This window comes from Pseudonocardia charpentierae, assembly GCF_031845345.1.
Lineage (GTDB): Bacteria > Actinomycetota > Actinomycetes > Mycobacteriales > Pseudonocardiaceae > Pseudonocardia > Pseudonocardia charpentierae.
This window is the reverse complement of the sequence record NZ_JAVREJ010000010.1, coordinates 182013-203121: the sequence shown is the minus strand read 5'-3', so window position 1 is coordinate 203121 and position 21109 is coordinate 182013. Positions and strand designations below refer to the sequence as shown.

Genomic DNA, 21109 nt, shown 5'->3' with positions numbered 1-21109 from the left:
GCCGGTCGGCGTCCAATGCATCGAATGGCCGGTTTCGATGCACGTACGCTATGCACGTGACGTTGCAGCAGCTTGCGTACTTCGTCGCCCTGGCAGACGTGCGCAGCTTCACTGGCGCGGCCGACTCGCTCCGAGTAGCTCAGCCTACCCTAAGTCGGCAGGTCAAGGCACTGGAAGACGAACTGGGTGCACCGCTGGTGCAGCGGACCCGGGGCGCGGTCACGCTCACTTCCGCCGGGGAGGCGGTACTGCCGCTCGCCCGGCGCATGCTCGCCGACATGGAGTCGGTCCGCGTGGCGGTCGCCGAGCTGGTCGGGCTGCAGCGGGGGCGCGTGCGGGTGGGTGCCACCCCGTCGCTGTGCATCGGAGTGCTGGCCGACGTGCTGCGCGTCTTCCACGAGCGGTTCCCGGCCATCCGCCTGGAGCTGGCCGAGAACGGGTCGCATCTGCTGGCCCGCTCGCTGCTGCGGAACGAGATCGACATCGCCGTGCTGACCGTGCCCGCCGGTGGCCTCGACGCGGGGCTGGAGCTCACGCCCCTGCTGCGCGAGCGGCTCTCGGTGGCCTCGCCTGCGTCCGGGAACGCGCCGACGAGCCGCGGTGCGATGACGGTCAAGGAACTGGCCCGCCGCCCGCTCGTCGTCCCGCGTCGGGGCTACGACCTGCGCGAGGTCACCCTGCAGGCCTACGCGGACGCGGGTGTGACACCGCGCTTCGCCGTGGAGGGTGGGGAGATGGACGCGGTGCTGCGTCTGGTGGAGGCCGGCACCGGCGTGGCCGTGGTGCCGGACCTGGTGTTCGCGGGCCGCCCCCGGCTGCGCCGCACCGCGCTGAACCCGCCGCTGTACCGGACCGTCGCGCTGGCCAGGCGGGCGGATCTCACGCAGAGCCAGGCCGTGCAGGCGTTCTGCGACACGTTGATGGAGTTCCTGGGCGAGCTCTCCGCCGCCGGCGGTTTCGTCGGCGACGTGCAGGTGCTCGGGCAGCCATCGGGCTGAGTCGTCGCGCCCGAGATCATTCGCTGGTGATCATCCGGCCGGGGTGCCGCACTGCCCGCAGAACCGGGCGCCCTGGGTGTCGGCACCACAGCTCCGGCAGGCCACCGACCGGGCCAGGGGCGTGCCGCAGTCGCCGCAGAACCGGCCGGATCCCACGGCACCGCAGTTCGGACAACCCACCCCGGCGGAGGCGGCGGACAGACGCTGGGCCGCGCACTGGTGACAGAGCCCCGTCGGCTCGTTCCAGCAGACCTGCCGGCACACCCACTCCGTACACCCGCGGCACTGGTGGAACTGTTCGGCGACGTCTTCGGCCGCCTCCCGCAACCGCTGGTCGTTCGTGACGCCACGGGTGCTGCTGCGGCCGTACTGCGCGAACATGCCGACCTGCTGGATCCGCGACCCGAGCTCGCCGCCGAGAAGGCTGCCGCCCAGCTCGGCGATCCGCCCGCCGAAGCTGGTGACCGCGGGCCGGAAGGCGGAACGGTGACCGTTGCCGCAGCGGCGGCAGTAGAACTCGAACTGGTAGCCGTCGTACGTGCTGACGTCGGTGTAGTTGCTCGTGAACGGCACCGTATCGGCCATTTCCGACCTTTCCCCACCCATTCGACTGCCACCGCGTACGCCATTCGCACACGTCGCTGCACTCGCCCGGACCGATCATCGCGTTACGCGCCGGGGACCAGTGAACGATGAGCCGAACGGGTGCCGAGAGGGCGGCGATGCCGCGGACCTCTATTCGCCGTGCATGTCGGCTTCCAGCTCGTCCGGCTCCGCGCCGTGCTCGGCGATCGCCTCCCGGACCACGCGGTATGCCGTGCCGGCGCCGTAGCCCTTGCGGGCGAGCATGCCGACCAGCCTCCGGGCGGCGGTGGCACGCTGCTCCGGCGTGTCGACGGCGAGGGAGCGCAGCTTGCGGTCGACCAGCTCGCGCGCGCGTCGGTCTTCCGACTCGGTGTCGACCTCGGCGAGCGCCTCCTTCGCTATGTCGTCGGCGACGCCCTTCCGGCGCAGCTCCACGGCGATCGCGCGCCGCCCCAACCCCCGGTACTCGTGCCGCGAGTGCACGTACTGCCCGGCGAACGCCGCGTCGTCGATCAGGCCGACCTCGCTGAAGCGGTCGAGCACCGACGCCGCCGCCTCGGCCGGAACGCCCTTGCGGGCGAGTGCCTGCGCGAGTTCCTGGCGCGTACGGGCCCGGTCGGTGAGCAGCCGCAGGCAGATCTCCCGGGCGATCGCGGCAGGATCCGCCGCCGGCTGTGGCAACTCGGGATCCGGAGCGTCCGGGCCGAGCCGGCCGACGCGTGCGCGCCCGCGACGACCGCGCGGCAGCGGGCCGTCGGGCGGGACGACATCCGGCGCGTCGTCGACGGCAGAGCGGTCGGCACGATCGGGTGGAGCTGGGTCGCCGGGCCGGTCGACAGGCACCTCGGCATCCCGATGCTTCCGACGACCGCGGGGCAACGGGCGATCCGGCGGGATACCGTCGTCGCCTGCCTCGCGGGGAACCCGCCGGCCCGCGACCGAGTCGAGGCTGATCACCCGGGCCAGCGGACGACCTTCCTCGGCCGCATCGAGGTCGTCGAAACCAGCGACACGGGACTCACTGCCGTTCGAGGCCCCGAGTTCCTCGAAGCGCACCACCCTGACCGGCCGGTCGACGCGAGCCGACCGGTCCGGGTGGGAGTCGTCCTTCACCGCGGCCTAGAAGTCGACCGGTGCCGGCAGCGGCTCGACCGCCGCGTCGAGCACTGCGCCGATCCCGAGCTTCTCCTTGATCCGCTTCTCGATCTCGGCGGCGACGTCCGGGTTCTCGCGGAGGAACTTGCGGGCGTTCTCCTTGCCCTGCCCCATCTGGTCGCCCTCGTAGGTGTACCAGGCACCGGACTTGCGGACGATCCCCTGCTCCACACCGACGTCGACCAGCGAGCCCTCCCGGCTGATGCCGACGCCGTAGAGGATGTCGAACTCGGCCTGCTTGAACGGCGGCGCGACCTTGTTCTTGACGACCTTCACGCGGGTGCGGTTACCGACCATGTCGGTGCCGTCCTTGAGCGTCTCGATGCGCCGGATGTCGAGCCGGACCGAGGCGTAGAACTTCAGCGCCTTACCGCCCGTGGTCGTCTCCGGAGAGCCGAACATGACGCCGATCTTCTCCCGCAACTGGTTGATGAAGATCATCGTGGTGCCGGAGTTGCTCAGCGCACCGGTGATCTTGCGCAGCGCCTGGCTCATCAGCCGGGCCTGCAGGCCGACGTGGCTGTCGCCCATCTCGCCCTCGATCTCCGCGCGGGGCACCAGCGCGGCCACCGAGTCGACGACGATGATGTCGAGCGCGCCGGAGCGGATCAGCATGTCGGCGATCTCGAGAGCCTGCTCACCGGTGTCCGGCTGGGAGACCAGCAGGTCGTCCGTGTTCACCCCGAGCGCCTTGGCGTAGTCCGGGTCGAGCGCGTGCTCGGCGTCGATGAACGCGGCGATGCCCCCGGCGGCCTGGGCGTTGGCCACCGCGTGCAGGGCGACCGTGGTCTTACCGCTGGACTCCGGGCCGTAGATCTCCACCACACGGCCGCGGGGCAGGCCGCCCACGCCGAGCGCCACGTCGAGGGCGATCGAGCCGGTGGGGATGATGCCGATCGGAGGGCGCGTGTCGTCGCCCAGCCGCATCACCGAGCCCTTGCCGTGGTTCTTCTCGATCTGGGCGAGGGCGAGCTGCAGCGCCTTCTCGCGATCCGGTGCGTTCATCTCTTGCAACCTCGCTGGTGTGCGCTCTGCGGGACGGGACTGCGGCGTGCGTGACTGGCGGGGACCCACGAACGAAACCGTAAGGGGTGGCACCGACAGTTCCGCGTTCGCGTCGTCAGCTGTGGACAGCCGCGAGGCGATGTGGACGGATTCTATCCGAACAGGCGTTCGATCTCGGTCGGGACACGCCCGTCGGTTATTCTGCGGCGCCCGGCGGTCGGACGAACACCCGTTCGAGCTATCGGCGGGCGACCGGCACCTCGTAGACCTCGCACACCACGCGCCAGACCTTCCGCGGAGGGATGCCGGCCTCCAGGGCCTGCTCGACCGTCCGGTCACCGAGTTCGGCGAACACGTGATCCCGGGTCAGGGCGGCGGCGCGGGCCGGCCCGAACTCGTCGTTCATGAGGTCGCGGAACTGGGTCAGGCGCACGACGTCCACGGTAACGGCGGCTGCAGGACCTGCGCGTGGGTACCGTGTCCGGTATGCACGTTCTCCTGACGGCCGGCGATCCGACGGGATTCTCGTCGCCGCTCGGGCAGGCCGTCGTGCTGCTGGCGCTGCTGACCTCGCTGGTCCTGCTGCTGCGCTGGTGGTGGCAGCAGCGCAGGCGCTAACCGACCAGGCGGGCCGCTGCCGCCCGCGCGATCGGGACGGCGTCGTGGCGCCCGCCTGCGGTGTGCAGGACCACCGCGCCTTCGTAGAGCAGATGCAGCTCGGCGCCGAGCGACTCGTCGCCGGCGAGTGCGACGAACACCTGCCGCATCCAGTCCTTCTCCGTGCGGATCACCGCCTCGGCCGGATGGCCGGTGCCGCCCACCTCGGCGTACGCGTTGACGAAGGCGCACCCCCGGCCCTGCTCCCGCAGCCAGGCGTCGAGGGCGTCGAAGACCGCGGATACGGCCGCGAGCCGGTCCGGGCCGGAGTCCTGCAGGTACGGGAGGAGAAAGTCCTGCCACCGCCGGGCCCGACGGCGCAGGTAGAGCGCGACCAGTTCGTCCTTCGACCCGAACCGGTCGTACAGCGTCTTCTTCGTGGTGCCGGCGACCTCTGCGACGAGGTCGACGCCGACGGCGCGGATCCCCCGCCGGTAGAACAGCTCGGACGCCGCGTCGAGGAGGCGCTCGCCGGCAGGGGTCAGCGTCGGGCTGTCGAACGGGACCTCGGGCAGGGTCGGCGCATTCAGTGAATTCAGTGCAGTCACGGGCCACCTCCTGGTGCACTGCGAGTATACCCACCGGTATGGTTACCTGCCGGACATGGACCGACGAGGAACGGATGCCGCGCTCGCCGTGGCGCTGGTGATGTTGTGGAGCTCGGGATTCGTCGGCGCCCGGCTCGGCACGGAGGCCGCGACCGCGACGACGTTGCTGGCCTGGCGCTTCCTCTGCGCGGCGGCGGTGCTCGGGGTGGTCGCGGCCGTACGCCGCCCTCGGATCCCGCGGGGTGATGTCCGGCGGCACGCCGTACTCGGTCTGCTGATCCAGGTCGCCTACCTCGAGGGCGTGGTGACCGGGATCGAGCTGGGTGTCCCGACGGGTACCGCAGCGCTGATCGCCGCGACACAGCCGCTGCTCGTCGCCGTGGCGGGGCCGGACCGGACGTCCGTGCGGCAGCGCTGCGGGCTCGCAGTGGGTCTCGCCGGGGTCGGCCTCGTCGTCGCGGGCGACCTCGGGCCCGGCACGGCGCCGGCATGGGCGTTCCTGCTTCCGGCCGCCGGGACGGTGGCGCTGGCCGCGGGCACCCTGCTCGAGCGGCGGTGGCGCACCGGGTCGGCGCCGATCGACGGGTTCGTCGTCCAGACCGGCGCCGCGGCGGCCGCGGTGCTCGCTCTCGCGGCGACGACGGGACAGCTGCGCCCACCTGCCGATCCGACGTTCTGGTGGGCGGTGGCGTGGACCGTCGTACTGTCGTCGTTCGGCGGATACGGGACGTACCTGTTGATGCTGCGGCGGACCGGGGCGATGCGGACGAGCACGCTGCTCTACCTCACGCCGCCGGTCACCGCGCTGTGGGTGTGGGCGATGTTCGGCCAGGCTCCGGCGCCGCTCGCCCTTCCCGGCGCGATCGCGGCGGCGGTCGGTGCCGCGCTCGTCCTCGCGCCCCCGCGCCTCAGCCGTTCTGCTTCACGAACTCGTCGGGATCCTTGTCCGAGTAGTCCAGGCCTGCCGCCCACGGGTGCTCGTCCTTGAACCTCGTGAAGAGGGCGCCGAGCTCCTGGCGGTCCTCCACCGACGCGGATCGCAGGAAGTCGGGCAGGTCGTCGCGCTCCTCCTCGGCCAGGTGCTCGTCGTTGGCCTCCCGGGCGTCCTGGATGCCGGCCCACCACTCGTCGCTGCCGGCCTCGGCCGCCGCCGCGCGGCGGATCCCCTGGCGGATCTCGTCGTGGTCGTGGATCGCGTCCTTGGTCTCGTCCTCGCTGCCGTCGACCTTCTGCAGCAGCGCCGGGTAGAAGTGCGCCTCCTCGGCGGACGCGTGCACCTCGAGGTGGGCCGCGAGCTCGCCCCACAGCACCGCGGCGGCCTGCGGCTCGTCGCGCAGGTCGGCGAGCTGCGCGAACGTCGCCCGGAACGTCTCGTGGTCGGAAAGGATCAACCGGACGATGTCCGGCTTCAGGTCGGTCATGGCGGCCTTCCGTTCGTGGTGGGAACTCCGGCGGATTCCCGCAACGGCGCCGGTCGACCCGTGCGGACGACAAACTGTCGGTGGTCGGACGCACAATCGGTGGCGTGAGTGCACTCGACGGCTTCTCCCCCGCCACCCGCGACTGGTTCCGCGGGGCCTTCGCGGCGCCCACCGCGGCCCAGGAGGGGGCATGGGAGGCCGCGCAGGCGGGCCGGCACGCGCTCGTGGTCGCACCCACCGGCTCGGGAAAGACCCTCGCCGCGTTCCTGTGGGCGCTGGACCGGCTGGCGGCGGACGCCCCGCCGCCGGATCCGCGGCACCGCTGCCGGGTCCTCTACGTCTCACCCCTCAAGGCACTGGCGGTCGACGTGCAGCGCAACCTGCGCTCGCCGCTCGCCGGCATCCGGCAGGCTGCTCAGCGCGCCGGCCTGCCGCCCCCCGAAATCACGGTGGGGATGCGCACCGGCGACACCCCGGCGGACGAGCGGCGGCTGTTCGCCCGCACCCCGCCCGACGTGCTGGTCACCACGCCGGAGTCGCTGTTCCTGCTGCTCACCTCGGCGGCTCGCGAGTCGTTGCGCGGGGTGCGCACGGTGATCCTGGACGAGGTGCACGCGGTGGCGGGCACCAAGCGGGGTGCCCATCTCGCGCTGTCGCTGGAGCGGCTCGACGCCCTGCTCGTGGGAGCCGGCGGAGCGCCGGCCCAGCGGATCGGGCTGTCGGCGACGGTGCGGCCGCTGGACGAGGTCGCCACGTTCCTCGCCGGGGCACGGCCGGTCGAGGTCGTCCAGCCCCCCATACCGAAGACCATCGAGGTGTCCGTCGAGGTGCCGGTGCCGGACCTCGCGGCGCTCGACGAACGGCCGGCGCCGGGTTCGTCGGACGAGGAGGTCATCGGGTCGGCCGCAGGCACGGCGGAGCGGCCGTCGATCTGGCCGGCTGTGGAACGGCGGTTGCTGGAGCTCGTCCGGCAGCACCGCTCGACGATCGTGTTCTCGAACTCCCGGCGGCTGGCCGAGCGGCTGACGGCGCGGCTGAACGAGCTCGCCGCCGAGGAGGCGGAGGAGAAGGTCGACCTCGAGACCTTCCCGGCCGAGGCGGTCGGGCAGTCCGGGATCGGCGGCGGCGCGCCGCCCGTCGTCGCCAAGGCGCACCACGGATCGATGTCCCGCGAGCAGCGGACGGTGGTCGAGGAGGAGCTCAAGGGCGGGCTGCTGCCGTGCGTCGTCGCGACGTCGAGCCTCGAGCTGGGCATCGACATGGGAGCGGTCGACCTCGTGGTGCAGGTGGAGGCGCCGCCGAGCGTCGCCTCGGGTCTGCAGCGGGTCGGCCGGGCCGGGCACCAGGTGGGCGCCGTGTCCCGGGGCGTGGTCTTCCCCAAGTACCGCGGCGACCTCGTCTCGTGCACGGTGGTCGCCGAGCGGATGGTGGCGGGGGCGATCGAGTCGCTGCGCTACCCGCGCAACCCGCTCGACGTCCTGGCGCAGCACGTCGTGGCGATGGTGGCGCTCGATCCGTGGACCGTCGGCGAGCTGGCGGCGGTGGTGCGGCGGGCCGCGCCGTTCGCGGCACTCCCCGACTCCGCGCTGCACGCCGTGCTCGACATGCTGGCCGGGCGGTACCCGTCGGAGGAGTTCGGGGAGCTCCGGGCGCGCATCACGTGGGACCGGGTCACGGACGAGCTGCGCGGCCGTCCGGGCGCGCAGCGGCTGGCGGTCACCTCCGGCGGCACCATCCCGGACCGCGGCCTGTTCACGGTCACCACCCCCGGTGGCGCCGACGGCCGCGGGTCGCGGGTCGGCGAGCTGGACGAGGAGATGGTCTACGAGTCGCGGGTCGGCGACACCTTCCTGCTCGGCACCTCCAGCTGGCGGGTCGAGGACATCACGCACGACCGCGTGATCGTCACCCCGGCGCCGGGGGTGCCCGCGCGGATGCCGTTCTGGAAGGGCGAGTCGATCGGGCGGCCGCTCGAGCTGGGCCGAGCCGTGGGCGCCTTCGTCCGGGAGATGACGGGGCTGGCCGACGACGACGCCCGTGCCCGGGCCACGTCGGCGGGGCTCGACGAGTGGGCGGTGGACAACCTGCTGTCGTACCTGCGCGAGCAGCGGGAGGCCACCCGGCACGTGCCCAGCGACCGGACGATCCTCGTCGAGCGGTTCCGCGACGAGCTGGGCGACTGGCGGCTCGTGGTGCACTCCCCGTTCGGTGCGCAGGTCAACGGCCCGTGGGCGCTGGCGATCGCGGCGCGGATGCGGGAACGGCGAGGGGTGGAGGTGCACGCCTCCGGGGCGGACGACGGCATCGTGCTGCGGCTGCCGGACACCGTCGACGACACGGGCGCCGAGGTCGTGCCGACGGCCGAGGACGTGCTCCTCGACCCCGCGGAGGTCGAGCAGATCGTGGTCGCCGAGCTCGGCGGCTCGTCGCTGTACGCATCGCGGTTCCGGGAGTGTGCGGCGCGCGCGCTGCTGCTCCCCCGCCGCGACCCGAAGCGGCGGTCGCCGCTGTGGCAGCAACGCCAGAAGTCCGCGCAGCTGCTGGCGGTGGCCGGGAAGTACGAGCAGTTCCCGGTGACGCTGGAGGCGATGCGCGAGTGCGTCCAGGACGTCTACGACCTGCCGGGGCTGCGCGGCCTGATGAGCGACATCGCGGCGCGGAAGGTGCGGGTGACCGAGGTGGTGACGGCGTCGCCGTCGCCGTTCGCGCGCAGCCTGCTGTTCGGCTACGTCGGGATGTTCCTCTACGAGACCGACGCCCCGCTGGCCGAGCGGCGGGCGGCCGCGCTGGCGCTCGACTCGACGCTGCTGGCCGAGCTGCTGGGCTCGGAGGCGATCCGCGAGCTGCTCGATCCCGAGGTGGTCACCGAGGTCGAGCAGTCGCTGCAGCGGCTCGCCCCGGACCGGCACGCCCGCGACGCCGAGGGCGCGGCGGACCTGCTCCGGTTCCTCGGGCCGCTGTCCAAGGACGAAGCGGGCGCCCGCGGCGTCGCGGCCGAGTGGCTCACCGAGCTGGAGGCGACGCGGCGGGTGATCCGGGTCCGCATCGCCGGCGAGGAGCGGTGGACCTCGATCGAAGACGCCGGTCGCGTCCGCGACGCACTCGGCGCACCGCTGCCCGTCGGCGTGCCCGAGACGTTCACCGAGCCGGTGCCGGATCCGCTGGGCGATCTGCTGCTGCGCCACGCCCGCACGCACGGGCCGTTCCGGGCGGCCGAGGCGGCGGCCCGCTTCGGCCTCGGCGTCGCCGTGGTCTCCGGGGTGCTGGACCGGCTGGTCGGGATCGGCAGGCTGGTCCGCGGCGAGCTGCGGCCCGCCGCCCTCGCGACAGGACACGGCGACGGCACCGAGTACTGCGAGGCGGAGGTGCTCCGGCGGCTGCGGCGGGCCTCGCTGGCCCGGCTGCGGTCAGAGGTCGAGCCGGTCGAACCTCGGGCGCTGGGCCGGTTCCTGCCGGCATGGCAGGGCGTGCAGGTCACCCCCGGAGGCCGGCGCGGGCGGATGCGGCGGGCGCCGGGCGCCGACGACGTCATGGGGGTGGTCGAGCAGCTGGCCGGGGCCCCGCTGCCGGCCAGTGCGCTCGAGTCGCTCATCCTGCCCGCGCGGCTGCCCGGCTACACCCCGGCGCTGCTCGACGAGCTGACCGCGGCGGGCGAGGTCACCTGGACCGGCTGCGGCGCACTGGCGGGCGTCGACGGGTGGCTGGCGGTCGCGCCGACCGACGTCGCCGACCTGCTCCTCCCGGAGCCGGACCCGGACCTCGTCTCGACACCCGTGCACCGGGCGCTGCTCGCCGCGCTCGGACGGCCGGACCTCGCTCCGCCGGACGGGTCCCGCGCGGACACCGTTCCGCCGGTCGGTGCCGGTGCGCCGGCGTCGGCGGGCGGGCCGCTCGGCTACGCCGGTGGCGGAGCCCTGTTCTTCCGGGAGCTCGCCGAACGCGCCGGGCGCGTCCTGATCGAGCTCGGTGAACCGACGCCGGGCGACGACGCCGTGGTCGCGGCGGTCTGGGACCTGGTGTGGGCGGGACTGCTCACGAACGACACCATGGCGCCGCTGCGCGCCCGTCTGGGCGGAGGCCGGGGCGGCGGTGGGGCGCACCGAACCCGGCGCACGACACCGCGCGGCCGCTACGCCCAGCTGCGGGCGGGACGGCCCGCGATGCCCAGCCGGTCCGGCCCGGCGTCGGTGGGCGGCCGGTGGGCCGTCGCACCGGACCGCGAGCCCGACGCGACCCGCCGGGCGCACGCCCGTGCCGAGGCGTTCCTGGAGCGGCACGGGGTGCTGACCCGAGGTGCGCTGGCCACGGAGCGCGTCGCGGGTGGATTCGCCGCGGTGTACCGGGTGCTGCGGGCGATGGAGGACTCCGGGCGCTGTCGCCGCGGCTACATCGTCGAGGGGCTCGGCGCCGCACAGTTCGCGGTGCCGGGGGCGATCGACCGGGTGCGGGCGCTGTCGCGGCCGGACGGCACGGACGGCGGGTCCGGCTATCCGGCACCCCCGGCCGACGGCCTCGAACCGGTGGACGCTCGCGCCGGTGGCTTCGGCCCGCCCGGACCCCCCACCGGGCCCTCCCGGGTCGTGCTCGCCGCCGCGGATCCTGCCCAGCCCTACGGCGCGTCGCTGCCCTGGCCGGGCACCTTCGGGGAGACCGCGCACCGGCCGGGCCGCAAGGCGGGGGCGCTCGTGGTGCTGGTCGACGGGGCGGCGGTGCTCTACGTCGAGCGGGGCGGGCGCTCGCTGCTGTCGTTCACCGACGAGCGCGGGGAGCTGCAGGCCGCGGCCGAGGCCCTCGCCGGTGCGGTGCACGAGGGCTGGCTCGGCACCCTGGCCGTCGAACGCGCGGACGGGGTCGACTCGCTCGGCTCGGCGCTGGCCGACGTGCTCACCGAAGCCGGGTTCCGGGTGACGCCGAAGGGCCTGCGCCTGCGCGCGTGAGCCGGGAAGGACGGGTCAGCGGAAGGCTCCTCAGGGGAAGGACACGGTGAAGCAGGCCCCGCCCTCGGGGGCGGGAGACGCCCGGATCGTCGCGCCCATCCGCGTCACCAGGCCGTGCACGAGCGCGAGCCCGACCCCGCCGGAGCCGACCGGGCGGCGGCCGCGGTAGCGGTCGTGCAGAACGCCCCGCTCGAACACCACCGGGTAGTCGTGCGGGTCGAGGCCGGGGCCGCCGTCGCGGATCTGGATCCACGACACCGCGGCATCCCCGCCCGTCGCGATCACGAGCGGCGCTCCGGCCGGCGCGACCCGCAGCGCGTTCTCCGCCAGCCCGTCGACGACCTGCCGCAGGCGCCGGGGATCGGCGGGGACCTGCCGGGTCGGGCCTGCCTGGAGCACGAACCGCACGCCGGCGTCGGCACAGCGCGCCGCCCACACCGCCGCGGCGTCGGTGGCCAACGCGGCGAGGTCGACCGGCACCGGATCGAGCCGGAAGTCGTCGGCCTCCAGCCGGGCCAGCTCCATGAGGTCGCCGACGAGCCGGTCCAGCCGCTCGGCCTCGCGGACGATCACCCGTCCGGCGTCGGCGGTGTCGGGCCCGGTGACGACGCCGTCGGCCAGCGACTCGGCGAACCCGCGGACCGCGGTCAACGGCGTCCGCAGCTCGTGGGAGACCGACAGCAGGAAGTGGCGTTGACGTTCCTCGCTGCGGGCCAGCGCGTCGGCCAGCTCGTTCACGGCTCCGGCGACGGCCGACACCTCGGCCGGCCCGCCGACGGGCACCCGGACGTCCCGCCGTCCCGACCGGAGCAGCCGGGCGGCGGTCGCGGTCCGCCGCAGCGGGCGGGCCATGAGCTGCCCGACCACGACACCCACGACCACGGCGACCGCGATACCGGCGAGCAGCGCGACGGTGAGATTGCGCCGCACGACGCCGCCGCCGAGCGGGCCGGTGTCGCTGGTGCGGACCAGTGCGAACCCGCCGACGGGTGCGGGACGCGCCTCCACCAGATACCGCACGCCGCCCGACACCACCTGGGTGGACACCGGCTGCCCGCCGAGCACCCGCTGCACCCCGGCCTGCTCGAGTACCGGCGCGAGCAATCCCGCGTTCCGCGCGCCGCGCGTCGTCAGCACGACGACCGTGACCCCCTGGCCGGCGAGCACGTCCACCACCCGGCGCATCCCCCCGCCCCCGCGAAGCCCGCCGCCGGTCTCGGCCAGCTGCGCCGCCACGACGTCGGCCTGCTGGGACAGGACGTCCTGGGTGACGGTCCGGGCGGTGACCGCGACGAGCCGTACGGCGACGAGCCCCGCCACCCCCACGGCCACGACGGCCACCAGCAGGCACGCTGCGGTGACGCGCACCGCCAACGACGACCGCGACCGGCGCCGCGCCGAGGATCCGCCCGCCGCCCGTCGCCGGGTGGGCGGCGCCGCGCCGATGACGCTGTCCGGGCCTGCGGGGCCGTCCGACGGCGGCCTCGCCGGCGGAGGCAGAGGGACCGTCGGCGACGCCGGCGGGGCCGCCGGTCGCGGAGTCGTCGCGGGCGTGAACAGGGGCGCGGGCTCGGGGGTGTTCACCGGCACTCCGCGGCGTAGCCGGTTCCCCGCACGGTCCGGATCGGGCTGGCGGAGCCGAGCTTGGCGCGGAGCTGGGCGACGTGGACGTCGACGGTGCGGGTGCCGGCCGCGGCGGAGTAGCCCCACACCGCGCCCAGCAACTGCTCGCGGGTGAACACCCGCGCCGGTGCACGCATGAGGTGGGTCAGCAGCGCGAACTCGGTGGCGGTGAGCTCGACCTCACGGTCGTCGACGTGTACCCGCCTCCGGTCCACCTGCACGCGGACCGACCCCATCGTCAGCTCCTCCTCGCGGTGCGGTGCGCCGCCTGCGCGGCGCAGCACGGCGCGGACCCGGGCGACCAGCTCGCGGGGGCTGAACGGTTTGGTGACGTAGTCGTCGGCACCCAGCTCGAGGCCGACGATCCGGTCGACCTCGTCGTCGCGCGCCGTCACGAACAGCACGGGAGTCCAGTCGTCGGCGGCGCGCATCCGGCGGCAGACCTCCACGCCGTCCATCCCGGGCAGGCCGATGTCGAGGACGACCGCGACGGGGCGCAGCCGGCCGACGGCGCCGAGTGCGGCCGCGCCGTCGGTCTCGACCTGGACCGCGAAACCCTCCCGGCGCAGGTAGAGCCGGACGAGCTCGGCGATGGCCCGGTCGTCCTCGACGACGAGGACCAGACCGCGCGGTTCGGGTTCGGCTCCGGGCACGGGTACTGCCTCTCGGCGGGTGACTGTGGCGCCGATCGTGTCACCGTCCCTGGTAGGAGCCCGCAGCACGGTCACCGCTCCGCGGCGCCGGCGTCCGCGTCAGGGGCGATGTCGACGTCACGTTCGACGGCGCCGACCGTGGCCTCGACGTCCGCGAGCGGGTCCGTGGAGGTGCCGGTGCGCGAACCGGTCGATGCGGTGCCGCCGGCCGGTGTCGCGGACGCGGCGGCGCGGTCCGCCGACCGGCACCCGCCGAGCACGAGCGCGACCAGGAGCAACAGGACGGCCGCCTTCGGCACGCGACGGATACCGGCGGTCCGCTGGCGCGTCGGTGTGCTCACGAGGCGCAGTTCGCGTCGCGGAAGTCGGTGACCCGCTTCTTCGCGGCAGCCAACCCGTCGAGCTTGCCGGGACGCGCGTCGATGCGCTGCTGGATCCGGCTCGCGGCGTCGGTGTCGCCGGCGGTCTTGGCCTTGTCCTCCCGCGCCTGCAGCCACGCCGTCGAGCCCCGGGTGCCCGCGTCGGCGTTGATCCGGGTGGTCACCCGGTCGATGCGCGAGAGGATCCTCGGGATCCGCTGGGTGCAGACCCGGGTGGCCTGCTCGGGGCTCAGCGTGATCGGACCCTGGGTGTCGGGCGCACCGGGATCGTCGGCCAGGGCGGGGCCTGCACCGGCGAGCAGCAGGCCCGCCGATACGGCCGCCGCGGCGGCGATCCTTCCGATCCGGCGGACGGTCGTCGGCATCTGCGCGGTCTCCTCTGGTCCCGTCCGGCACCGTGCCGGACGGGACAGAGCGTGGCCCGCGCACGTTCGGGCCCCGTCGATCCCGTGTTCGGATCGGGTAAGGCCGATCAGTGGCGGCGGGCCGGACCGCGCGGTCCCGCTGCCGCCTTGCCGCCGGTCCGCGACGCCGCGTTCGTCGGGTGCCTGACGGCACCGGAGGTCCAGGGAGCGACCGGCTTGGCGCCGGGGCGCAGCACCGGGGCCGGCTCCCGGTGCGCGACGACGGCGGGCGCCACGGTTGCGAGGGGAAGGACCGGCCGGGCGGCCTCCTCGGCGGCGAACTTGCGGAAGACGATGCGCTGCTGGACCAGCGTCCACAGGTTGTTGGTCAGCCAGTACAGGAGGATCGCGATGGGGAAGGCGGCGAACAGCCCGCCCAGCAGCACACCGAGCGGGAAGATCCACGGCGTCAGCCGCATGACCCGCATGGCCATCTCGGTCGGTCCGGCCGCCGCCCCGACCGGCGCAGCGTTCGCCTGCTGGCGCAGCGACGCCCGTGCCGTGAGGTGGGTCGCGACCGCGGCCAGCACCATCAGCGGCACGGCGACCGCGATGACCTCGATCCGGTCGACGTGGCCGCCGAAGGAGTCGAGGAGCTCCTGCGGCATGTGGATCCAGGCCGAGAGCGGAGCCCCGAACAGCCGCGCCTCCAGGAACGACCGAACCTGCGCAGGACCGAACACGTAGTTGGGGATGGCGGCGTTCTGCTCGAAGGTCAGCCCGGGCCGGTTGAAGTAGCGCAGCACGTGCAGCAGAGCGAGGAACACCGGCACCTGGATCAGCGCGGGAAGCAGCGCCCTGAGCGGGCTCACGCCGTGGGTCTTCTGCAGCTTCTGGGTCTCCTCCGCCAACTTGCGGCGGTCGTCGCCGTGGCGCATGCGCAGTTCGGTCAGCTGGGGGGACAGCGCACGCATCGCCCGCCGAGCGCATCTGCACGAGGAACGGCTTGATCATCAGGGCGCGCAGGGTGAGCACCAGGAACACGACCGACAGCGCCCAGGCGAGCCCGCTGGAGGGGCCCAGGGCCGACGCGAAGAGCGTGTGCCAGAACCACATGACGGCCGAGACGGGGTAGTACAGGACGTCGAGCACGAGGAACTCCGAGGATCGCCGAGACCGGGACACGAGAGCCGGCGATCACGGGTGCGAGGCACCCGGAGAACTCAGACCGCCGGCAGCATCGCTCCGGGAGCTCGCGGACGCGGACGGCCAGCGGAGTCGGGGTGGTGCTGGCGGGACGTGGCGTCCGCGGTGTGACGGGTGTGGCGGCCGCGGACGACGACGGCAGGCCCCTGCACCACCGTCGCGGGGCCGCCGTGCGCGCACCCCAGCGCCCACAGGGCTGCGCCGAGGAGGGCGAGGAGCATGCCGGGGTCGTCCGTGACGATGGCGGCACCGAGGAGCAGCACCGTGAGGACGGAGAGCGTCGCGGCCACGCGTGCCATGCCCACCTCGCTCCATCGCTCCACAGTCGCCCTTCCACACGGTACCGGTGTCGGCCGAGCCGTTCCGGGATACCGTCGCATCGTGCCCGAGGGCGACACCGTCTATCTCGCCGGAAAGCGCCTGCACGCCGCGCTCGCCGGTCAGTTGCTCGTGCGCGGGGAGCTGCGGCACCCCCGGCTGGCCGAGGAGAACCTGGCCGGACGCACGGTGCTGGGTGTGCGCAGCGTGGGCAAGCACATGCTGACCCGCTTCGACGACGGCCGAAGCCTGCACAGCCACTTCCGGATGGACGGCTCGTGGCACCTGTACCGGCCCGGGATGGCGTGGCGGCGGCCGGCGTACGAGGCGCGCGCCGTCCTCGCGACCGCGGAGCGGGTGGCCGTCGGCTTCGCACTGCACGACCTGGAACTGCTTCCCACCGACGCCGAGGACCGCGTGGTGGGGCACCTCGGGCCGGATCTCCTCGATCCGGAGTGGGACGACGCGCACGCCGCCGAGGCGCTGCGCCGGTTCACCGCGCGACGCGACCACGAGCTGGGCCTGGTGCTGCTGGAGCAACGCGTCATGGCCGGTGTGGGCAACCTCTACAAGGCCGAGGTGTGCTTCCTGCTGGGCCTGTCCCCCTGGACGCTCGTCCGCGACGTTCCCGACCCGGCCCGCGCCGTCGCCCTGTCGCGCGAGCTGCTGCTCCGCAACAAGGACCGGCCCGAGCAGTCGACCACCGGGGAACTCGGCCGGGGCCGACAGCACTGGGTCTTCGAGCGGGGGCGGCAGCGCTGCTTCCGCTGCGGTACCCGGATCGCGGTCGGTGAGCAGGGCGACGGCGTGTACGCCCGGATCGCCTACTGGTGCCCGCGGTGCCAGCCCGGGCCGTCGCCGGCGCCCCTGCACGGTGCGGCGGCCCGCACCGCCCGCTCCCGGCGATAGCGCGCCCGTCCGCGCCCGGAGACGCGAACGTCGCCCACCCCGAGGGGATGGGCGACGTCCACTGGCGCGATCAGTTCGTGCCAGGCTGCTGGACCGGGCGCGTGACCTGCGGGTCAGCCGGGGCCGGAGCGGACGACTGCTGCGTCGCCGCGGGCTGGCCCGCCGTGACCTCGCCGGCGACCGGGGCGCCCCGCAGGGACGCCCGGATCTGCTCCAGCCGGTTCTGCCCGGCCATGTCGATCGTCGACTCCTGCACCTCGAGCATGCGGCCCTGCACCGAGTTCTGGGCGAGCTCCGCCTGCCCGATCGCGTTGGCGTAGCGCCGCTCGATCTTGTCGCGGACGTCCTCCAACGAGGGGGTGCTCCCCGGCGCCGAGAGCTCGGTCATCTGCCGCAGCGAGTTGGCCGCCTGCTCCTGCATCTTCGCCTGCTCCAGTTGGCTGAGCAGCTTGGTGCGCTCGGCGATCTTCTGCTGGAGCATCATCGAGTTGCGCTCGACGGCCTTCTTGGCCTGCCCGGCCGCCTGCAGCGACTGGTCGTGCAGCGTCTTGAGGTCTTCCACCGACTGCTCGGCGGTGACCAGCTGCGACGCGTAGACCTGCGCGGTCTCCTCGTAGCGCTGCGCGCCCGCCTCGTCGCCGGACGCCCGCTGCCGGTCGGCCAGGACGAGGGCCTGCCGCGCGGAGGCCTGCAGCTTCTCGATCTCGCCGAGCTGGCGGTTGAGCTTCATCTCCAGCTGGCGCTGGTTGCCGATCACCGCCGCCGCCTGCTGGGACAGCGCCTGGTGCTGCCGTTGTGCATCCTCGATGGCCTGCTGGATCTGGACCTTGGGGTCGGCGTACTCGTCGACCTTCGACGAGAACAACGCCATCATGTACTTCCAGGCCTTCGTGAACGGGTTGGCCATGACCTCCGCCTACCTCCGAGTGCGACACCGTCCGCCACCGGGCAGTGTCGCCGGCGCGCTTGCTTGGCCCCATCGTGGCACCGGACGGGGTGTGCTTCCACCGAACGGCGACGATATCCGGGATCTTCTCCGTGACCGTCTCAGGGGCGTCCCTGAGAGATCGAGGCTACCGGGTGGTCGGGACCGGGCGGGTGTGCGGACGCAACCACGCACACGTACCCGCCGGGCACTGTGCCCGGCGCGGCGGCGAACGGTGCGGGGATCAGGCGGCGGCGCGCGCCACGGGGCGCCCCGGAGCCAACGGCATGACTGCGGGCGGCGCACCCAGCCGAGCGGTGTCCGCGCCCGCGAGACGCAGGTCCGCGTGGCGCAGGCCGATGGGCAGGCGCGGTGCGGCGTCGGCCGTCGCTCCGGCCAACGACTGGGCAGCTTCGGTCAACAGGTCCGGCAAGGCGACGTCGAGCGCCTCGCAGATGGCGGCGAGCAGCTCGCTGGAGGGCTCCTTGCGGCCGCGCTCGACCTCCGAGAGGTAGCCCAGGCTGACCCGGGCTCGACGGGACACGTCGCGGAGCGTGCGACGGCGAGCCGTGCGGGCACGCCGGAGGCCGGCACCGATGGCTTCTCTCAACAGCAGCGCCATGCCACCCTCCCTCACTTCGCCCGACCGGATCGTGCCGGTGGAATCACCGTACCGACTCGGGCGCTCCCCCGTCGTCGCGCGGAGCCGGTGGTCACGTCCGCCCAGGGCGAACAGGCGGGTCCTACGCGGCCTCCGAGTCGGATGCGACGGTGCTCGCAGTGGCGCGCAGGCGCATCGCCCGCAGCACGTAGTCGGCGCCGGTGGCGACCGTGAGCACCAGCGCGAGGCCGAGCAGCGCACCACGCACCCAGGCCACTGCCGTCGCCGCACCGATCAGCTCGGGCAGCGGCAGGAGGTAGAACCCGATGGCGATCGCCTGCGTCAGCGTCTTCGCCTTGCCGCCGCGGCTGGCCGGGATGATGCCGTGGCGCAGGACCGCGAACCGCAGCAGCGTGATGGCGATCTCGCGGCCCAACATCACGACCGTCGCCCACCACGGAACGAGACCGAGCATCGACAGCCCGATCAGCGCCGAGCCCGTGAGGGCCTTGTCCGCGATCGGGTCGGCCACCGTGCCGAACGCGGTGACGAGGCCGCGGCTGCGGGCCAGCTGACCGTCGAGGCGGTCGGTGAAGGCCGCCACGGCGAACACCCCGAACGCCGCGACCCGCCACTCCACGCTCTGCCCGTGGTCCACGAACAGGGCGGCGAGGAACACCGGCACGAGCACGAGCCGCACCCCGGTGAGCACGTTCGCGATGTTGAGCAGCGGCGGCGCACCGGCCGCGGGCGTGCTCACCGCACTTCCCCGCCGCGCGTCGTCACGACGCACCCGCTCCTGCCAGCGCGGCGGCCCGCCGGGGCAGCACCTCGCGCGGCGACACCTGCAGGTCCGCCCCTTCGGTCCCGGTGACGACGCAGCGCACGAGGTCGCCCGCCTCCAGGCCGGACCCTCGCTCGAGCACGCACTCGCCGTCCACCTCCGGGGCCTGGTGCTCCGCCCGCCCGGTGCACTCGAAGTCGTCGTCCTCGGCCTGCTCGACCAGGACCGTGACCTCGGTGCCCATCCGGTCCTCGGCCCGCTGGGTCATCAGCTCGTCGACGAGCGCCGCGATCCGCGACACCCGGGCGGCGACCTCCTCGGCCGCCACCTTGCCGTCGTAGCCCGCGGCCTCGGTGCCGTCTTCGTCCGAGTAGCCGAACACGCCGACGGCGTCCAGCCGCGCCGAGGTCAGGAACTCCTCGAGCTCGGCGACGTCGTCGTCGGTCTCGCCCGGGAACCCGACGATCACGTTGCTGCGGATGCCCGCTTCCGGGGCCAACGCGCGGATCCGGTCGCACAGGTCGAGGAACTGCGCGGTGGACCCGAAGCGGCGCATGCGGCGCAGCACGGCGGGGCTCGAGTGCTGGAACGACAGGTCGAAGTAGGCCGCGACGCCGGGTGTGGTGGCGATCACCTTCAGCAGGTCCGGCCGGACCTCGGCGGGCTGCAGGTACGACACGCGCACGCGGTCCAGACCCGGGACCGCCGCCAGCGCAGGCAGCAGGTCGACCAGCGCGCGGGTGCCGCCGGGCAGGTCCTTCCCGTACGACGTGGAGTTCTCGCTGACCAGCACCACCTCGCGCACCCCCTGCCCGGTGAGCCAGGCCGCCTCACTCAGCACGTCGTGCGGCGGCCGGGAGACGAACGAGCCGCGGAACGACGGGATCGCGCAGAAGGCACAGCGGCGGTCACAGCCCGAGGCGAGCTTGAGCGGGGCGTACGGCTTGTCCGAGAGGCGCACCCGGGAGAGGTCGGGCACCCAGGCGTGGCCGGGCACGGCGACGTCGACGGCCGCGGCGGGCCGTTGCGCCGGGGAGATCGGCAGCAGGGTGCGCCGGTCGACCGGCACGTGCGGAGCCGGCGCGTGGCCACCGAGCACGTCGCCGAGGCGTTCGGCCAGGTCGGGGTAGGCGTCGAAGCCGAGCACGGCGTCGGCCTCGGGCAGGCTTTCGGCCAGCTCGGCGCCGTAGCGCTCGGCCAGGCAGCCGACGGCCACGACCTTGGCACCCGACTCCGTCGCCACGTCCGAGGCGGCCAGGAGCGTGTCGATCGAGTCCTTCTTGGCCTGCTCGACGAAGCCGCAGGTGTTGACGACGATGACGTCCGGCGTGCCGGCGCCCTCGGCGTCGAGGTCGACCAGCTCCCAGCCGCTGCCGGACAGCCGGCCCGCCAGCTCCTCGGAGTCGACCTCGTTGCGGGCACAACCGAGGGTGAGCAGGGCGGCACGCCGCTTGGTCGATTGCGCGGCACGCCGCGGGGTCGATTGCGCGGCACGCCGCGGTGCGTCGGGAACTACCACGTGGCAAGGGTACTTATCGGTGGATGATCTACGCTGCCCGCCGTGACTGCGGTGCAGGTGCGTCGCGCGCGGACCGCGGACGTCATGGCCGTCAAAGGCCTGGTCGACGAGTACGCGGGCCGGGTGCTGCTGGCCAAGGAGATCGTCAACCTCTACGAGTCGGTGCAGGAATTCCTGGTCGCCGAACTCGACGGCGAGGTCGTCGGGTGCGGCGCACTGCACGTCATGTGGGAGGACCTCGGCGAAATCCGCACCGTCGCGGTGCATCCCCGGACGGTCGGCCAGGGCGTGGGCCACGCCATCGTGGCCGCGCTGATCGAGCAGGGCCGGGAGCTGGGCCTGCGCCGGATCTTCGTGCTGACCTTCGAGGAGCACTTCTTCGCCCGCCACGGGTTCGCCGAGATCGACGGCACGCCGGTGCCCCCGGACGTGTTCGCGGCGATGCTGCGCAGCTACGACGCCGGCGTGGCGGAGTTCCTCGACCTCGCGCACGTCAAGCCGAACACCCTGGGCAACGTCCGGATGCTGCTGCAGCTGTAGG

At 73.8% G+C, this 21109-nt stretch carries 22 protein-coding genes; 6 read left to right on the top strand and 16 right to left on the bottom strand.

The genetic code is table 11. The annotated features are described in order from the left end of the window. Positions 1–56 precede the first annotated feature (56 nt). Positions 57–998 carry a LysR family transcriptional regulator gene (locus RM445_RS16180; protein WP_311557187.1) on the top strand — a complete coding sequence of 314 codons (942 nt, stop codon included), beginning with the start codon at positions 57–59 and terminating at the stop codon, positions 996–998. Positions 999–1028: 30 nt separating this feature from the next. Here the strand turns inward: RM445_RS16180 and RM445_RS16175 are convergent, their stop codons facing one another. The 4 genes from RM445_RS16175 to RM445_RS16160 all read right to left on the bottom strand — a co-directional run bounded on the left by RM445_RS16175 (position 1029) and on the right by RM445_RS16160 (position 4176). Continuing rightward, on the bottom strand, positions 1029–1583 hold the full coding sequence (locus RM445_RS16175) for a hypothetical protein (RefSeq protein WP_311557186.1): 555 nt from the start codon (positions 1581–1583) through the stop codon (positions 1029–1031). Positions 1584–1733: 150 nt separating this feature from the next. Beyond that, entirely contained in the window at positions 1734–2696 is a 963-nt protein-coding gene (locus RM445_RS16170; RefSeq protein ID WP_311557185.1) for a regulatory protein RecX, read from the bottom strand. A 6-nt stretch (positions 2697–2702) separates the two neighbouring features. Next, positions 2703–3743, bottom strand: coding sequence for a recombinase RecA (recA, locus tag RM445_RS16165; RefSeq protein WP_311557183.1), 1041 nt, complete (start codon positions 3741–3743; stop codon positions 2703–2705). A 238-nt stretch (positions 3744–3981) separates the two neighbouring features. Continuing rightward, positions 3982–4176: a DUF3046 domain-containing protein gene (locus RM445_RS16160; RefSeq protein WP_311557182.1), complete on the bottom strand. Its 195-nt coding sequence runs from the start codon at positions 4174–4176 to the stop codon at positions 3982–3984. Between the two features lie 53 nt (positions 4177–4229). On the opposite strand from RM445_RS16160, the gene RM445_RS16155 reads away from it, so the two are divergent. Beyond that, positions 4230–4361: a hypothetical protein gene (locus RM445_RS16155; protein ID WP_311557181.1), complete on the top strand. Its 132-nt coding sequence runs from the start codon at positions 4230–4232 to the stop codon at positions 4359–4361. On the opposite strand, the gene RM445_RS16150 is transcribed toward RM445_RS16155, so the two are convergent. After that, positions 4358–4948 (bottom strand): TetR/AcrR family transcriptional regulator, encoded by a 591-nt coding sequence (locus RM445_RS16150; RefSeq protein ID WP_311557180.1) that lies wholly within the window; start codon positions 4946–4948, stop codon positions 4358–4360. The two genes, RM445_RS16155 and RM445_RS16150, sit on opposite strands and share 4 nt — an antisense overlap. 55 nt (positions 4949–5003) lie before the next feature. Here RM445_RS16150 and RM445_RS16145 point away from each other — a divergent pair, with 55 nt between their 5' ends. Next, the gene (locus RM445_RS16145; protein ID WP_311557179.1) at positions 5004–5936 is read left to right on the top strand and encodes a DMT family transporter; all 933 of its coding nucleotides are present in this window, start codon (positions 5004–5006) and stop codon (positions 5934–5936) included. Here RM445_RS16145 and RM445_RS16140 read toward each other — a convergent pair. Further along, positions 5857–6369 carry a hemerythrin domain-containing protein gene (locus tag RM445_RS16140; protein ID WP_311557177.1) on the bottom strand — a complete coding sequence of 171 codons (513 nt, stop codon included), beginning with the start codon at positions 6367–6369 and terminating at the stop codon, positions 5857–5859. The genes RM445_RS16145 and RM445_RS16140 overlap by 80 nt on opposite strands. A gap of 104 nt (positions 6370–6473) precedes the next feature. Here RM445_RS16140 and RM445_RS16135 point away from each other — a divergent pair, with 104 nt between their 5' ends. Beyond that, entirely contained in the window at positions 6474–11306 is a 4833-nt protein-coding gene (locus tag RM445_RS16135; protein WP_449619184.1) for an Lhr family helicase, read from the top strand. A 30-nt stretch (positions 11307–11336) separates the two neighbouring features. Here the strand turns inward: RM445_RS16135 and RM445_RS16130 are convergent, their stop codons facing one another. The 6 genes from RM445_RS16130 to RM445_RS16105 all read right to left on the bottom strand — a co-directional run bounded on the left by RM445_RS16130 (position 11337) and on the right by RM445_RS16105 (position 15811). Further along, positions 11337–12680 carry a sensor histidine kinase gene (locus tag RM445_RS16130; RefSeq protein ID WP_397469331.1) on the bottom strand — a complete coding sequence of 448 codons (1344 nt, stop codon included), beginning with the start codon at positions 12678–12680 and terminating at the stop codon, positions 11337–11339. A gap of 206 nt (positions 12681–12886) precedes the next feature. Next, entirely contained in the window at positions 12887–13582 is a 696-nt protein-coding gene (locus RM445_RS16125; protein ID WP_311557174.1) for a response regulator transcription factor, read from the bottom strand. Between the two features lie 71 nt (positions 13583–13653). Then, the gene (locus RM445_RS16120; RefSeq protein WP_311557172.1) at positions 13654–13923 is read right to left on the bottom strand and encodes a hypothetical protein; all 270 of its coding nucleotides are present in this window, start codon (positions 13921–13923) and stop codon (positions 13654–13656) included. Further along, a complete protein-coding gene (locus RM445_RS16115) occupies positions 13920–14327 on the bottom strand; it encodes a hypothetical protein (protein ID WP_311557171.1) in 408 nt (135 codons plus the stop codon). The genes RM445_RS16120 and RM445_RS16115 overlap by 4 nt, the downstream gene beginning before the upstream one ends. 107 nt (positions 14328–14434) lie before the next feature. Beyond that, on the bottom strand, positions 14435–15280 hold the full coding sequence (yidC, locus tag RM445_RS16110; RefSeq protein ID WP_311557170.1) for a membrane protein insertase YidC: 846 nt from the start codon (positions 15278–15280) through the stop codon (positions 14435–14437). A gap of 249 nt (positions 15281–15529) precedes the next feature. Further along, positions 15530–15811 carry a DUF6412 domain-containing protein gene (locus RM445_RS16105; RefSeq protein ID WP_311557168.1) on the bottom strand — a complete coding sequence of 94 codons (282 nt, stop codon included), beginning with the start codon at positions 15809–15811 and terminating at the stop codon, positions 15530–15532. An 82-nt stretch (positions 15812–15893) separates the two neighbouring features. Here RM445_RS16105 and RM445_RS16100 point away from each other — a divergent pair, with 82 nt between their 5' ends. Continuing rightward, on the top strand, positions 15894–16739 hold the full coding sequence (locus RM445_RS16100; RefSeq protein ID WP_311557166.1) for a DNA-formamidopyrimidine glycosylase family protein: 846 nt from the start codon (positions 15894–15896) through the stop codon (positions 16737–16739). Between the two features lie 70 nt (positions 16740–16809). On the opposite strand, the gene RM445_RS16095 is transcribed toward RM445_RS16100, so the two are convergent. The 4 genes from RM445_RS16095 to rimO form a co-directional block, all read right to left on the bottom strand. After that, positions 16810–17646: a PspA/IM30 family protein gene (locus RM445_RS16095; RefSeq protein ID WP_311557165.1), complete on the bottom strand. Its 837-nt coding sequence runs from the start codon at positions 17644–17646 to the stop codon at positions 16810–16812. Positions 17647–17908: 262 nt separating this feature from the next. Beyond that, positions 17909–18286: a helix-turn-helix domain-containing protein gene (locus tag RM445_RS16090; RefSeq protein ID WP_311557163.1), complete on the bottom strand. Its 378-nt coding sequence runs from the start codon at positions 18284–18286 to the stop codon at positions 17909–17911. Between the two features lie 121 nt (positions 18287–18407). Further along, positions 18408–19025 carry a CDP-diacylglycerol--glycerol-3-phosphate 3-phosphatidyltransferase gene (pgsA, locus tag RM445_RS16085; RefSeq protein WP_311557162.1) on the bottom strand — a complete coding sequence of 206 codons (618 nt, stop codon included), beginning with the start codon at positions 19023–19025 and terminating at the stop codon, positions 18408–18410. A 22-nt stretch (positions 19026–19047) separates the two neighbouring features. Then, complete coding sequence (rimO, locus tag RM445_RS16080; protein ID WP_397469321.1) at positions 19048–20568, bottom strand: 30S ribosomal protein S12 methylthiotransferase RimO; 1521 nt, start codon at positions 20566–20568, stop codon at positions 19048–19050. A 42-nt stretch (positions 20569–20610) separates the two neighbouring features. Between rimO and RM445_RS16075 the strand changes: the two genes are divergently transcribed. Further along, positions 20611–21108 carry an amino-acid N-acetyltransferase gene (locus RM445_RS16075; protein ID WP_311557161.1) on the top strand — a complete coding sequence of 166 codons (498 nt, stop codon included), beginning with the start codon at positions 20611–20613 and terminating at the stop codon, positions 21106–21108. Position 21109: the final 1 nt, after the last annotated feature.

What these genes read in the sequence shown, in the direction of transcription:
- RM445_RS16175 (WP_311557186.1), bottom strand. Translation starts at nt 1,583, where the DNA reads ATGGCCGATACGGTGCCGTTCACGAGCAACTACACCGACGTCAGCACG.
- recA (WP_311557183.1), bottom strand. Translation starts at nt 3,743, where the DNA reads ATGAACGCACCGGATCGCGAGAAGGCGCTGCAGCTCGCCCTCGCCCAG.
- RM445_RS16155 (WP_311557181.1), top strand. Translation starts at nt 4,230, where the DNA reads ATGCACGTTCTCCTGACGGCCGGCGATCCGACGGGATTCTCGTCGCCG.
- RM445_RS16145 (WP_311557179.1), top strand. Translation starts at nt 5,004, where the DNA reads ATGGACCGACGAGGAACGGATGCCGCGCTCGCCGTGGCGCTGGTGATG.
- RM445_RS16140 (WP_311557177.1), bottom strand. Translation starts at nt 6,369, where the DNA reads ATGACCGACCTGAAGCCGGACATCGTCCGGTTGATCCTTTCCGACCAC.
- RM445_RS16115 (WP_311557171.1), bottom strand. Translation starts at nt 14,327, where the DNA reads ATGCCGACGACCGTCCGCCGGATCGGAAGGATCGCCGCCGCGGCGGCC.
- yidC (WP_311557170.1), bottom strand. Translation starts at nt 15,280, where the DNA reads ATGCGTGCGCTGTCCCCCCAGCTGACCGAACTGCGCATGCGCCACGGC.
- RM445_RS16105 (WP_311557168.1), bottom strand. Translation starts at nt 15,811, where the DNA reads ATGGCACGCGTGGCCGCGACGCTCTCCGTCCTCACGGTGCTGCTCCTC.
- RM445_RS16095 (WP_311557165.1), bottom strand. Translation starts at nt 17,646, where the DNA reads ATGGCCAACCCGTTCACGAAGGCCTGGAAGTACATGATGGCGTTGTTC.
- RM445_RS16090 (WP_311557163.1), bottom strand. Translation starts at nt 18,286, where the DNA reads ATGGCGCTGCTGTTGAGAGAAGCCATCGGTGCCGGCCTCCGGCGTGCC.